At 40.8% G+C, this 13,994-nt stretch carries 12 protein-coding genes; 9 read left to right on the forward strand and 3 right to left on the reverse strand.

Annotation, left to right across the window (positions count from 1 at the left end):
* Nucleotides 1–49: 49 nt before the first annotated feature.
* Nucleotides 50–979 carry a LysR family transcriptional regulator gene (locus ACF8D3_RS08575; protein WP_392471109.1) on the reverse strand — a complete coding sequence of 310 codons (930 nt, stop codon included), beginning with the start codon at nucleotides 977–979 and terminating at the stop codon, nucleotides 50–52.
* 177 nt (nucleotides 980–1,156) lie between these two features.
* On the opposite strand from ACF8D3_RS08575, the gene ACF8D3_RS08580 reads away from it, so the two are divergent.
* The 9 genes from ACF8D3_RS08580 (at nucleotide 1,157) to ACF8D3_RS08620 (ending at nucleotide 12,295) form a co-directional block, all read left to right on the forward strand.
* Complete coding sequence (locus tag ACF8D3_RS08580) at nucleotides 1,157–2,212, forward strand: Rieske 2Fe-2S domain-containing protein (RefSeq protein ID WP_392471112.1); 1,056 nt, start codon at nucleotides 1,157–1,159, stop codon at nucleotides 2,210–2,212.
* A gap of 199 nt (nucleotides 2,213–2,411) precedes the next feature.
* The gene (gene hutC, locus ACF8D3_RS08585) at nucleotides 2,412–3,164 is read left to right on the forward strand and encodes a histidine utilization repressor (protein ID WP_392471113.1); all 753 of its coding nucleotides are present in this window, start codon (nucleotides 2,412–2,414) and stop codon (nucleotides 3,162–3,164) included.
* Nucleotides 3,161–3,742, forward strand: coding sequence for a HutD family protein (locus ACF8D3_RS08590; protein WP_278394410.1), 582 nt, complete (start codon nucleotides 3,161–3,163; stop codon nucleotides 3,740–3,742). Before hutC ends, ACF8D3_RS08590 begins: the two co-directional genes overlap by 4 nt.
* A 248-nt stretch (nucleotides 3,743–3,990) precedes the next feature.
* Nucleotides 3,991–5,658, forward strand: coding sequence for a urocanate hydratase (hutU, locus tag ACF8D3_RS08595; protein WP_019384744.1), 1,668 nt, complete (start codon nucleotides 3,991–3,993; stop codon nucleotides 5,656–5,658).
* Nucleotides 5,659–5,745: 87 nt separating this feature from the next.
* Nucleotides 5,746–7,278 (forward strand): histidine ammonia-lyase, encoded by a 1,533-nt coding sequence (gene hutH / locus ACF8D3_RS08600; RefSeq protein WP_392471114.1) that lies wholly within the window; start codon nucleotides 5,746–5,748, stop codon nucleotides 7,276–7,278.
* A gap of 74 nt (nucleotides 7,279–7,352) precedes the next feature.
* Entirely contained in the window at nucleotides 7,353–8,765 is a 1,413-nt protein-coding gene (locus ACF8D3_RS08605) for an amino acid permease (protein ID WP_392471115.1), read from the forward strand.
* A 52-nt stretch (nucleotides 8,766–8,817) separates the two neighbouring features.
* Nucleotides 8,818–10,023 (forward strand): imidazolonepropionase, encoded by a 1,206-nt coding sequence (gene hutI / locus ACF8D3_RS08610; protein ID WP_392471116.1) that lies wholly within the window; start codon nucleotides 8,818–8,820, stop codon nucleotides 10,021–10,023.
* A gap of 31 nt (nucleotides 10,024–10,054) precedes the next feature.
* A complete protein-coding gene (gene hutG, locus ACF8D3_RS08615) occupies nucleotides 10,055–10,975 on the forward strand; it encodes a formimidoylglutamase (protein WP_392471117.1) in 921 nt (306 codons plus the stop codon).
* A gap of 48 nt (nucleotides 10,976–11,023) precedes the next feature.
* Nucleotides 11,024–12,295, forward strand: a complete 1,272-nt coding sequence (locus ACF8D3_RS08620) for a Glu/Leu/Phe/Val dehydrogenase (protein WP_392471118.1) — start codon at nucleotides 11,024–11,026, stop codon at nucleotides 12,293–12,295.
* 61 nt (nucleotides 12,296–12,356) lie between these two features.
* Here ACF8D3_RS08620 and ACF8D3_RS08625 read toward each other — a convergent pair whose 3' ends face one another.
* Together ACF8D3_RS08625 and ACF8D3_RS08630 are read right to left on the reverse strand one after the other, a co-directional pair.
* Complete coding sequence (locus ACF8D3_RS08625; RefSeq protein ID WP_392471119.1) at nucleotides 12,357–13,184, reverse strand: SDR family oxidoreductase; 828 nt, start codon at nucleotides 13,182–13,184, stop codon at nucleotides 12,357–12,359.
* A 35-nt stretch (nucleotides 13,185–13,219) separates the two neighbouring features.
* Nucleotides 13,220–13,936, reverse strand: coding sequence for an enoyl-CoA hydratase/isomerase family protein (locus ACF8D3_RS08630; RefSeq protein ID WP_392471121.1), 717 nt, complete (start codon nucleotides 13,934–13,936; stop codon nucleotides 13,220–13,222).
* Between the last annotated feature and the right edge of the window lie 58 nt (nucleotides 13,937–13,994).

Here is a 13,994-nt window from a genome sequence, read left to right on the forward strand (position 1 = left end):
TAAATCATATGCTTATTTGATTTAATTTGGTGCGAATATCTTGCTTTATTCAAGTGGAATATTTCATCATGCCCGATTTTAGTGCCTCCATTTCTTCAATGATTTGATTCATCATGATTTGAGAAATTCTTGAAAGTTGTCGTTTTGGTGCAACACATAATGCAAGGGTGATGGGGTGCAATCCATTTTCTTTAATTGTTCTAAACTCAAACTCGCCACTTTCTATAAATGGGTAAACATCAAGATAACTCATGATGCTAATCCCCAAGTTTTGCTTGAGTAAAGAAATCATCATCCGAATATCATTACATTCAATTTGATGTCTTGGATTAAAGTCATGTTTCTTATATAAAGCAGTGACATGATCATGGATAATTAAAGGTGCAGCTGGAATAATGTGATTAGATTCAAGTGTATCTGAAAAATAGATGTGCTCTTTTGTAGCGAGAGGATGTTGTTTGGACATGACAATCCCAAGTGGCATTTCAATAAAAGCATTCACATGTAATTGGTGTTGATGTTTAGGATTTAGGATTAATCCAAAATCAAGTTCGGCATTTATCACCATTTCAGCCACGTGATCGCTATCCAAAATGCGGATATTGAAATTGATCCATGCATATTGTTGATGTATGGATTGAATGACTTGCGTCACAAAGCTTTCACTTAAAGCAGAAATCATTCCAAACTCAATTGTGCCACGCTGTAGCCCCTGAATTTCATTCAAACGCTTTTGTGTCATTTGAAAATCTTTTTGCCAACTGCGTAAATCAGCATAGAGAAGCTCACCAGCTAATGTGAGTTTTAAACCATTTGGCAGCCGTTCAAATAATGCAACGCCAAGCTCTTCTTCCGCAAGAACAATTTGTCTGTGTACCGCTGAAACTGAAATATAAAGTTGATCGGCAGCTTTTCGCAGACTTCCTGTTTTAGCGACCGCAATAAAATATTCAGCAAAACGTGAAAATGGTAATGCCATTGCACATTCTCTTTAGATAAAAGCATTGCGGAGAGAAAAGCAATTTTAGTGCCGATCTGTTCTAGTTTTTAGAATGCTTCATTGAGATCATTCTAATAGACGAAAAATAAGATATCCCCCAAACTATTTTTAGACAAAGAGATCAATGATCTACAGAAAAAATAGTGTGAGCACAACATGAATGCGATTCCTCTGATTAACCTGCCAAATAAGCCATGCCATAGCCAATTTGATGATCAAGATTGGCAAATCTTGGCGCAACATTGGTATCCTGTTGCGCGTGTTGAAGATGTGACCACGAAGCCTCAGCAAGTCACACTGCTTGATCTGAATATGGCAATTTATAAAACTGAGTCAGGAACTATTCATTTAATTCGAGACATTTGCCCACATCGAGGTGTGCCATTAAGTAAAGGATGGGTGAATGGGGAAACGATAATTTGTCCCTATCATGGGCTACATTTCAATGAAGAAGGCAAATGTACCAAGATTCCTGCGCAACCTGATCTGACAAAAATTTCAGATCGTTTCACCCTAACCAAGTTTCCTGTCGTTATAAAATATGGCTTGGTGTGGACGAGCATTTTAGGTCGAGATGAAAGCGCTGCGAATTTCCCAGCACTAGAAACGTGGGAGAGTGATCAGCATCAAGCGATTTTGCCACCTTATGTTGATATTGCGGGTTCAAGTGGTCGTCAATTAGAGGGTTTTATTGATGTGGCGCATTTTGCATGGGTGCATCATGAAGCTTTTGCAGACCGTGAAAATCCAGTTGTTCCGAAATATTCGACAGAACGTACCGATTATGGTTTACACACTGAATATGTCAGTAATGTGAGTAATTATCCACATGGGATGCAGCATCTCGCACCCGATAATTTTTTATGGGAGCGTATTTTTGACGTGTATCCGCCGTTTTCAGCAGTGCTGACGATTCATTTCCCAAATGATGGTGTATTAAAAATTTTAAATGCTTGTTGCCCGATGTCGCACAACAAAACACGTTTATTTGTGCCTTTGACCCGTAATTTTGATACGACAGGGGATTTACAAGCCGTCTATGATTTTAATGCACAGATTTTTGCTGAAGATCAAGAAATGGTGGAAGCTCAGAAGCCTGAAGAGTTGCCTTTAGATATTAGTATGGAAGCACATTTTGAAGCCGATCGCTCATCAACAATGTATCGTCGTATTTTGGCTGAATGGGGGCTAAGTAAACGCTATAGGGTTTAACGATCAATCATCTACTTTATAGAAATCATTTTAATTCGCATCAAAAGTGTTTATTTATTCGTATTAATCGATCTTTCATTAAAGAAAGATTCGCGATTTAACAGACAATCCAGATGACTTATTTGTATAAGCTTGTATATACAAATATTCAAAAATTCATTTACAATGACTTCGGGTATTTTTGTATGAGTTTTAGTCGATGTCAACAGCTTCCAAGCAGACTGATCTGGACTTGTCTTTAGCTGAAGACAGTCCTGTTCCTTTGTATTTACGTGTGAAACAAATGATTTCACAGAAGATCTACGAAGGAACGTGGACGGTAAATAAAAAGATTCCTTCTGAAAGTGAATTGGTAAAGTTACTGGGTTGTAGTCGTATGACAGTCAATCGTGCGTTACGTGAACTCACCAGTGAAGGCTTACTTGTACGCATCCAAGGCGTAGGTTCTTTTGTTGCCGAAGGGCAAGGACGAACTGCTTTATTTCATGTGAATAATATTGCTGAAGAAATTATCGCGCGTAATCATAAGCATCATGCAGAGGTATTGATTTTAGAGCAAATTCAAGCGAATACTGAACAAAGTGTTTTGATGCAAATACGAGAGGGACAAAAGTTATTCCATTCAATCATTGTGCATTATGAAAATGATGTGCCTGTGCAAATAGAGGATCGTTTAGTCGATCCAGTTTTGATTCCTGAATATTTGGCACAAGATTTTACTTCGATTACTCCCAATGCATATCTTATGTCAAAAGCGCCTGTTACAGAGGGTGAGCATGTAGTCACTGCAATTTTGGCTTCTGCTCAAGAAAGTAAATGGTTAAAGATCAATAAAACTGAACCTTGTTTGTTGATTCGTCGTCGTACATGGTCGCACAAACAACTCATCTCTAGTGCACGATTGATTTATCCGGGTAGCCGCTATTACCTTGAAGGCAAGTTTACCCAATGATTGAGCATCGAGACTTAACTCATTATAAAAAGATGCGATGGAAAAATGGTGCTGGCTATACATTTGAGCTTGCCCGAAGTGCAGGTGATGACTTAGACGCATTTGACTGGCGTATTTCGATGGCTGATGTCAAAACATCGGGTGACTTTTCTAAATTTTCTGGTCTACAACGTATCTTGACGGTGCTAGAGGGTCAGGGACTTGTGTTGCATATTGACGGTGAGGCTAGACAACTCAATACTTTGCAGTCCGCGCAATTCAGCGGAAGTAGTGCCGTGAGTTGTGAGTTAATTGCAGGAACAGTCCGTGATTTTAATTTGATTTATGATCCGCAAAAATTGCTTGCTCGCTATCACTGGATTACTCAAACTTCAACAACTGAGATTTTCAGCTCGGCTGATCTGGTTTTCATTTTTAATCAAAGTCTTGAAGCATTGGAAATTATAATTGATCAACAAATCTTCCATCTTAAACATCAAGAAAGTCTCTTGATTGACCAAGAAAAACGATTGAAAAGTATTGTTTTAACTGAACAGCAATTAAAGCAAACTTGTCTAATCGAACTCACAAAAATTTAACTTTTCCTTACTTTTTTGAAACCCATACAATTTGTAGTTGTATGGGTTTTTTATTGAGATTTAAAAAATAAATCTTTTTATTTCATTGCTTTGAAATTTATTTTTATGAATGGAATGAAATGCATCTTTTCAAGATAAAAGATTTGTGTAGTATATGGATGTATATACAAGTTAATACATTGCTATACAGTAAAAGCAGTTTAATTTGCGGTTCAAATCTCAAAGGAAGGAGTCCGATCGTGACTACAATGACAACAAAATTTCGTGACATAGAAATTCGCGCACCACGCGGTACAAAGCTCAATGCGAAAAGCTGGTTGACCGAAGCACCGTTACGCATGTTGATGAATAATCTTGACCCTGACGTTGCAGAGAATCCGAAAGAGCTTGTTGTTTACGGTGGGATTGGTCGTGCTGCACGTAACTGGGAATGCTTTGACAAGATTGTTGAAACGCTTAAAAACTTAGAAACAGATGAAACCTTATTGGTTCAATCTGGCAAGCCTGTTGGTGTATTTAAAACGCATAAAGACGCGCCACGCGTTTTAATTGCAAACTCGAATTTAGTACCGCATTGGGGGAACTGGGAGCATTTCAACGAATTGGATGCCAAAGGTCTTGCAATGTATGGCCAAATGACGGCGGGTTCTTGGATTTATATTGGTAGCCAAGGCATCGTTCAAGGAACTTACGAAACTTTCGTCGAAGCTGGTCGCCAACATTATAATGGCAATTTAACGGGTCGTTGGGTACTTACTGCTGGTTTAGGCGGTATGGGCGGTGCTCAACCATTGGCTGCAACACTTGCTGGTGCATGTTCACTGAATATCGAATGCCAACAAGCCAGTATCGATTTCCGTTTACGTACTCGTTATGTCGATGAGCAAGCAACGGATTTAGATGATGCTTTAGCGCGTATTGAAAAATATACTAAAGAAGGCAAGGCGATTTCGATTGCACTGCATGGCAATGCTGCTGAAATTTTACCTGAGCTGGTTCGTCGTGGTGTCCATCCTGATATGGTTACGGATCAAACCAGCGCACATGATCCATTGAATGGTTACCTGCCAATTGGTTGGACATGGGAAGAATATCGTCAACGTGCTAAAACTGAGCCTGAAGCAGTTGTTAAAGCTGCTAAACAATCTATGGCGAAGCATGTTCAAGCAATGTTAGATTTCCAAAAAATGGGCGTACCAACCTTTGACTATGGCAACAACATCCGTCAAATGGCACAAGAAGAAGGCGTGGAAAACGCATTTGATTTCCCAGGCTTTGTTCCAGCTTATATTCGCCCATTATTTTGTCGCGGTGTAGGTCCATTCCGTTGGGTTGCACTTTCAGGTGATCCAGAAGACATCTATAAAACAGATGCAAAAGTAAAAGAGTTAATTCCTGATGATGAGCATTTGCATCGTTGGTTAGATATGGCACGTGAACGTATTAGCTTCCAAGGTCTACCAGCGCGTATTTGCTGGGTTGGTCTAGGATTACGTGCAAAATTAGGTTTAGCATTTAATGAAATGGTACGTAGTGGTGAACTTTCAGCACCAATCGTGATCGGTCGTGACCACTTGGATTCAGGTTCGGTTGCTAGCCCTAACCGTGAAACCGAGTCAATGCAAGATGGTTCAGATGCCGTTTCGGATTGGCCATTACTCAATGCTTTATTAAATACAGCTGGCGGTGCAACTTGGGTGTCATTACATCACGGTGGTGGTGTAGGGATGGGCTTCTCTCAACACTCTGGAGTTGTGATCGTATGTGATGGTACAGATGAAGCAGCAGCGCGTATTGCTCGTGTACTCACCAATGACCCAGCAACAGGGGTCATGCGTCATGCTGATGCAGGTTATGACATCGCGATTGATTGCGCGAAAGAGCAAGGTTTGAACTTGCCAATGATCACGCAATAAAAATACATGGATAACGATTACGGTGCTTTTTGCAATTGTGCAAGCAGCATCGTAAGAGAACAATAGAGTGCAAAACAGGACGCCAACATGGAACTTCTTATTCAACCCGGCAAACTTACGCTAGCTGATCTCCGCAAAGCATATTTAAATCCGATCAAAGTTAAGTTAGATGACAGCGCATCGGATGCGATCAATGCCAGTGTCGCTTGCGTCGAAAAAATCGTAAATGAAGGGCGTACTGCCTACGGTATCAACACTGGTTTTGGTTTACTTGCATCGACTAAAATTGCACCTGAAGATTTAGAAAAATTACAACGCTCTTTGGTTCTTTCGCATGCAGCTGGTGTTGGTGAAGCATTGGATGATGCGATGGTACGTTTAATTATGCTACTCAAAGCAAATAGCTTGGCGCGTGGTTTTTCAGGTATTCGCCGTAAAGTGATTGATGCCATTCTTGCATTGATTAATGCAGAAGTTTATCCGCATATCCCATTAAAAGGTTCTGTTGGTGCTTCTGGTGATTTAGCACCTTTGGCGCATATGTCTTTGGTATTACTTGGTGAAAGTAAAGCACGTTACAAAGGTGAATGGTTGCCTGCGGTTGAAGCTTTGAAAAAAGCAGGTTTAGAGCCGATTTCACTTGCTGCAAAAGAAGGCTTGGCATTACTTAACGGTACGCAAGTTTCCACTGCTTATGCATTACGTGGTCTATTTGAGTCAGAAGATCTTTTTGCTGCTGCGACAGTATGTGGCGGCTTAAGTGTAGAGGCAATGTTGGGTTCACGAGCGCCATTTGATGCACGTATCCATGCAGTCCGTGGTCAACGTGGTCAAATTGATGTGGCAGCTGCTTATCGTGACTTACTTACTGAGTCTAGTGAGATTGCACATTCACATGAAGACTGTAGCAAAGTTCAAGACCCTTATTCATTACGTTGCCAACCACAAGTGATGGGTGCTTGTTTAACTCAAATTCGTCAAGCCGCAGAAGTATTGGAAATCGAAGCCAATGCTGTATCAGATAACCCATTGGTATTTGCAGCTGAAGGCGATGTGATTTCAGGTGGTAACTTCCACGCTGAACCTGTCGCAATGGCAGCGGATAACTTGGCTTTGGCTTTGGCTGAAATTGGTTCTTTATCTGAGCGTCGTATCTCAATGATGATGGATCGCCATATGTCACAACTTCCACCATTTTTGGTGGCAAATGGTGGTGTGAATTCAGGCTTTATGATTGCGCAAGTGACAGCTGCAGCTTTGGCAAGTGATAACAAAGCACTGGCGCATCCAGCAAGTGTTGACAGCTTACCAACTTCTGCAAACCAAGAAGATCATGTTTCGATGGCACCAAATGCGGGTAAACGCTTGTGGTACATGGCTGATAATGTGCGCGGGATTTTAGCGGTAGAGTGGCTTGGTGCATGCCAAGGTCTAGATTTCCGTGAAGGTTTAAAAAGTTCTCCTAAACTTGAACGTGCGCGCAAAGTGCTACGTGATCAAGTGCCTTACTACAGTGAAGATCGTTTCTTTGCACCTGATATTGAGCAAGCAAGTGGATTGTTAGCTAGTGGCTGCTTAAACGAATTACTGATCGAAAAGCTACTGCCAAGCCTAGCTTAACTGAAATGTGATCTATAAAACGACCACTAGGAGTGGTCGTATCTAACTAAATTTCCTAAGGATTGGAGATAATAATGTCACAGAGCTCCACATTACAGCGGGGTTTAAACACCCGTCATATCCGTTTCTTGGCTTTAGGTTCAGCGATTGGAACGGGACTTTTTTACGGTTCTGCAACAGCAATAAAAATGGCAGGCCCTTCAGTTTTGCTCGCATATATCGTTGCAGGGATTGCAATTTATATCGTTATGCGTGCATTAGGTGAAATGGCTGTTCAAAATCCAGTTTCTGGTTCATTTAGTGAATATGCTTCTCAATACATTGGCCCATTGGCAGGTTTTACTACGGGTTGGACTTATGTTTTTGAAATGATCATTGTCGCTTTGGCTGATGTCACTGCTTTCGGGATCTATATGGGATTCTGGTATCCCGATGTACCTCGATGGATTTGGATTTTATCGCTGATTATGTTCCTAGGTGCGATCAATCTTATACACGTCAAAGTATTTGGTGAACTAGAGTTTTGGTTATCGATTGTCAAAGTCACTGCGATTGTTGCGATGATTTTAGGTGGTTTGGGACTCATGTTCTACGGATTCCATGCGGATCACAGCGGTTTCACTACAGGTATTCAAAATTTATGGGTACATGAAGGTTTTATGCCGAATGGTATCGCAGGTTTAGTTGCGTGTTTATCAGTCGTGGTGTTTGCATTCGGTGGTATTGAAATCATTGGGATTACTGCTGGTGAATCTCAAGATCCTAAAACCTCTATTCCTAAAGCGATCAATGCCGTTCCAGTACGTATCTTATTGTTCTATGTACTAACAATTTTTGTCTTAATGTCGATTTTCCCGTGGAATCAAATTGGTAGCCAAGGCAGCCCATTTGTACAAATTTTTGAAAATTTAGGGATTGGTTCAGCGGCAACGATTTTAAATATTGTGGTGATTACAGCAGCTGTATCTGCCATTAACAGTGATGTGTTTGGTGCAGGTCGTATGCTGTTTGGTATGGCAAATCGTGGTCAAGCGCCACAAGTTTTCCAAAAGCTTTCTCGTAATGGGGTGCCTTGGATGACTGTTGTGGTGATGGCAGGTGTGTTGTTGATTGGCGTGGTATTGAACTATCTGATCCCAGAAAATGTGTTCATCATCATTGCCTCAATCGCTACATTTGCCACAGTTTGGGTATGGCTGATGATCTTACTTTCACAAGTTGTGATGCGCCGTAAATTATCATCTGCTCAAATCAAAGAGCTCGATTTCCCAGTGATTGGTTGGCCATATGCACCTACATTTGCGATTGCATTCATGGTGTTTATCTTGGCAATGATGGGATATTTCCCTGATTCACGACCAGCAATTTATGTGGGTATTACGTGGTTAATCTTACTTTGTATTGCATACAACATTTGGGTCAAACCTAAACCGAATGCTGTCAAAGTTGATGATCATCTATCACCAAGTATCAAAATGGAAAGCTAATAACAGAATGACTTGAGCGCAGATTGCGCTTGAGTCATTTGAGGAATAGTCAATGAAAAAGCTTTGGAAAAACTGTCATATTGCAACCATGCAAAATGGACAATATTCCAGTATCGAAAATGCTGCAATCGTTACTGATAGTGAAATCATTCACTGGATTGGTTCGCAACAAGATATTCCATCTGATGATTATGCAGAGATAGTAGATTTAGCTGGCGCATGGGTAACACCGAGTTTTATTGATTGCCATACGCATAGCGTTTTTGGTGGCAATCGTAGCGTTGAGTTTGAAAAACGCTTACAAGGAGTGAGCTATGCTGAAATTGCAGCGAGTGGGGGCGGTATTGCCAGTACAGTGCGTGCAACGCGCGAGGCGAGCGAAGAACAATTACTTGCATCTGCATTGAAACGAATTCGCTGTTTACTTCAAGATGGTGTAACAACCATCGAAATTAAATCCGGTTACGGTTTGGATTATACCAACGAGCGAAAAATGCTCCGTGTGATTCGCCAAATCGCTGATATGCTGCCGATGACAGTGAAAAGTACTTGTTTGGCTGCACATGCTTTACCGCCTGAGTATAAAGATCAGAGCGATGCATATATTGAGCATATCTGTACAGAAATGCTGCCTAAACTGCATCAGGAAGGTTTAGTTGATGCGGTAGATGCATTCTGTGAACATTTGGCATTTTCTCCAGCGCAAGTTGAACGTGTATTTCAGACAGCTCAAGCGCTTCATTTACCTGTGAAGCTTCATGCCGAACAACTTTCATCGTTAGGTGGTTCGAGTCTAGCTGCGCGTTACCATGCATTGTCAGCCGATCATTTGGAATATATGACTGAAGATGATGTCAAGGCGATGGCTGCTGCGGGTACAGTTGCGGTGTTATTACCGGGTGCATTTTATTTATTACGTGAAACGCAGTTCCCACCATTAGCTCTTTTACATCAGCATGGGGTACGTATTGCTCTATCAACGGATTTAAATCCGGGGACTTCGCCAACACTATCGCTGCGTCTTATGTTGAATATGGCCAGCACTTTATTTCGTTTAACGCCTGAACAAGCCTTAGCTGGTGTCACGCTTCATGCCGCATATGCGCTTGGATTGCAAAACACGCATGGCTCGTTGGAGCAGGGTAAGGTCGCTGATTTTATTGCTTGGGATATTGAACATCCTTCCGAGGTTGTTTATTGGCTCGGCGGCGATTTACCTAAGCGTATTGTTCGCCATGGCAATGAAATCTCAGTTTAAGGTCTAACACAATTTAAAATAGTGAAGCATTATGAATCATTCATTTAAGTGGCAAGGTCGAAATGATGGCGAGGGTGAAGCTCACTTACGCCTACATCAAGTGGTCAATATAAGCCAGCATCCCTCATATGCATTGATTGGCTTTAGTTCGGATGAAGGGGTAAAGCGTAACAAAGGGCGAATCGGTGCGGCAGATGCGCCTGATATGATTCGTGCACAACTTGCTAATCTTCCAGTCCACCAGCCGATTAGTATTGCTGATCTGGGCACAGTAGTTTGTGATCAGGGTAAATTAGAACAGGCTCAAGCTGAATTAGCTGATTGCGTAGAAAGAGCGCTGCAACAAGGTATTAAACCTGTGGTGTTAGGTGGTGGCCATGAAGTTGCATTTGGAAGTTTCTCAGGATTGTTTCAATATATTCGCAACAACGAGCCGAATGCAAAAATTGGAATTATCAACTTTGATGCACATTTTGATTTGCGTGAAGCTGAACAAGTCACTTCAGGTACGCCATTCTTAAACGCTGCAAAATTGTCCGAACAGCATCAGCAAGATTTTCATTATTTATGTATTGGTGTGGCAAAACATTCAAACACAAAAGCGCTGTTTGAAACCGCTGATCGACTGAATTGCGAATATATATACGATCAGCAACTTCACTTACTAAATATTGATCATTTGAACAAAAAAATTAACAGTTTTATAGAAAAAATCGACCACTTATACATTACAGTAGATATGGATGTATTTAGTGCCTGCATTGCTCCCGGTGTCAGTGCACCAGCGGTCAAAGGAATTGATCTAACAGTCTTTGAACCATTGTTACAAGCCATTAAGAAAACAGGAAAAATTCGTGTTTTTGATGTGGCTGAATGCAATCCACGGTTTGATTTGGACAATCGTACAGCCAAATTAGCCGCGTATATTATTTTTAATTACTTATTCGATTGATGGATCTGCTGCGTTGATCCATCAATTTTAGTTTTATAAGGATAGACAATGTCTAATTTATCTTATGTCTCCCAAAATGACGGTCCATGGCAAACTTACCTCGAACAAATCGATCGTGTTGCGCCATATTTAGATGATCTCAAAGACTACATTGACACACTGAAACGTCCTAAGCGTGCTTTAATCGTTGATGTGCCAATCGTAATGGATGATGGTTCGATTCGTCATTTTGAAGGTTATCGTGTTCAGCACAACTTATCTCGTGGTCCGGGTAAAGGCGGTATTCGCTACCATCCAGATGTGGATTTAAATGAAGTTATGGCGCTTTCTGCGTGGATGACGATTAAAACTGCTGTTGTAAACTTACCATTTGGTGGTGCTAAAGGCGGTATTCGTGTTGACCCTCGTCAACTTTCTCCTCGTGAGTTAGAGCGTTTAACACGTCGTTATACTAGTGAAATTGGTCATATTATTGGCCCTCAAAAAGATATTCCAGCTCCAGACGTAGGTACAAATCCAAACGTAATGGGTTGGATCATGGATACTTATTCATCTGGTCAAGGTCACACTGTGACTGGCGTTGTAACTGGTAAGCCAGTTCATTTAGGTGGTTCTTTAGGCCGTATCAAAGCGACTGGTCGTGGTGTATTTATCACGGGTCAACAAGTTGCTGAAAAAATTAAATTGCCTTTAGAAGGTGCTAAGGTTGCAGTTCAAGGTTTTGGTAACGTAGGTAGTGAGGCAGCTTATTTATTTGCTGATTCAAAATCTAAAATCGTTGCGATCCAAGATCATACGGGTACGATTTCAAACCCTGAAGGCATTGATGTAGCTGCATTGAAAACCTATCTTGAAAGCAATCCAGGTGTTGGTGGATTTGCTGGCGCGCAAGCAATCAGTGATGAAGCATTCTGGGATGTAGAGATGGATATCTTAATTCCAGCTGCATTAGAAGGTCAGATTACTGTAGAACGCGCTCAAAAATTAACTGCGAAGTTAGTCCTTGAGGGTGCAAACGGTCCAACTTACCCTGACGCTGACGATATTTTAGTTCAACGTGGTGTAACGATTGTTCCAGACGTAATCTGTAATGCTGGCGGTGTAACTGTATCTTACTTCGAGTGGGTACAAGATATGTCGAGCTACTTCTGGTCTGAAGAAGAAATTAACGAAAGACTTGATAAGCTGATGATCCAAGCGATCAATGACGTATGGCACACTTCAAGTGAAAAAGCTTGTACGTTAAGAACAGCAGCCTTCATTTTAGGTTGTGAGCGTATCTTAAAAGCGCGTAAAGAACGTGGTATTTTCCCAGGTTAATGGATTTAATCTGAACACGATTCGACGACCTTAAAACCATTGTTTTAAGGTCGTTTTTATTTTAATCAAGGAAAAAATCTTTCTGTAGATTAGTATTTCCCTCAATACAAGCATAATCTTCAAAATCAGTGATACCGACTCTAGATAATGCTTGTTCATCAGTCAAACTATGTCCACTAAGCTCACCTTTTACAGTTGTGTAAATTGTATAGGCTGCATCAGCCATGATTTCAGGTTTACGACTGACGTGTTGTGTATTTTCCTCACCTAAATTCTTTGATACAGCTGCCGTTGCAATATAGGTTTCTGGCCATAAGGTATTACAAGAAATCCCATATTGGCGAAATTCCTCAGCCATGCCTAAAGTAAGAATCGTCATTCCATATTTAGACAGTGCATAAGGGGATAACATACCTAACCATTTAGGTGACATATTTACGGGTGGAGATAGACTAAGAATATGTGGGTTTTCCGATTGTTTTAAGAAGGGCAAAGCCGCTTGCGCACATATGAATGTCGCGCGATGGTTAATATTCTGAATTAAATCATATTGTTTTAATGAGGTTGATTCGATACCAGTGAGTGCAATTGCACCTGCATTATTGATGAGTACGTCAATACCATCGAAAGTTGATGCTGCTTGTTGGATGGCGAGCTGAATTTGTTGTTCATCACGCACATCTAAAATTAAAGGAAGTGCTTTGCCACCTGCTGCTTCGATTTCTTCAGCAACACTATAAATTGTTCCAGATAGCTTCACCGTTTCCACTGCTGTTTTAGCCGCGATCACAACATTTGCTCCCGTTTGAGCAGCTTTTAAGGCAATCGCTCTGCCGATTCCACGGCTCCCACCTGTAATAAAAACTGTTCTTCCTTGCATATTTTTCATCATCATTCCTCATTGTATTTTTATAAAAAAGCGAATTAAATCATAAATGGATGTGCATACTTTTCTTGATCAAAAATTTGGCGTTGTTTTGCTATCTGCACAAGACGATTGCGTAGTTGTGTTTTGATCACAGCATAAGTTAAACGATGCTTTTGTGCCATTTCCTCAGCAAATTTCAAAGTTTCTGCTTGTAATGATTCAACGGGGTGAATTTGACTGACAACTTGAGATTGTAAACATTCAAGACCCGTCATGGTTTTACTGGTTAATGCCATTTCCCATGTTGCATGACGATTTGGCAGCAATTGCACGATTTCGGCAATTGTATCGGTGAATGGAATAGTGAGGTTGACCTCTGGGAAGCAGAAACGACCTTTATCTGCACGCATAAATCTAAAATCACATGCTGAAGCCAAGATTGCGCCACCAGCATAGGCATTACCATTGATTTCAGCAATCACAGGTAAATTGAGTAGCGCTAATCGAAGCAACATATTTTCAAGTTGAACTGTAAAGGCTTTTTTCTCTTCGATTGATTGCTGCATGAGCCAAGCTAAATCCAAACCATTGCAAAAAGTCTTGGTATGATCACTTCGAATAATGAGGCTGGCATTATTTTGATCACTTTCGATTTCATCAAAAATTTCTAAGTATTCTTTCAAGACTGTTTTATTCAGTGCATTTTCTTGATCGCCATTCTGTAAGGTCAAAAGGTAAACGGATTGTTGTTTATCGAGAGACATGGTTGCCATTTCCGCAACTCCTATGAGCTTATATTCATCATTTACTGACTGATTATTTCGAATATAA

Source organism: Acinetobacter sp. YQ_14, from assembly GCF_043102985.1.
Taxonomy (GTDB): domain Bacteria; phylum Pseudomonadota; class Gammaproteobacteria; order Pseudomonadales; family Moraxellaceae; genus Acinetobacter; species Acinetobacter venetianus.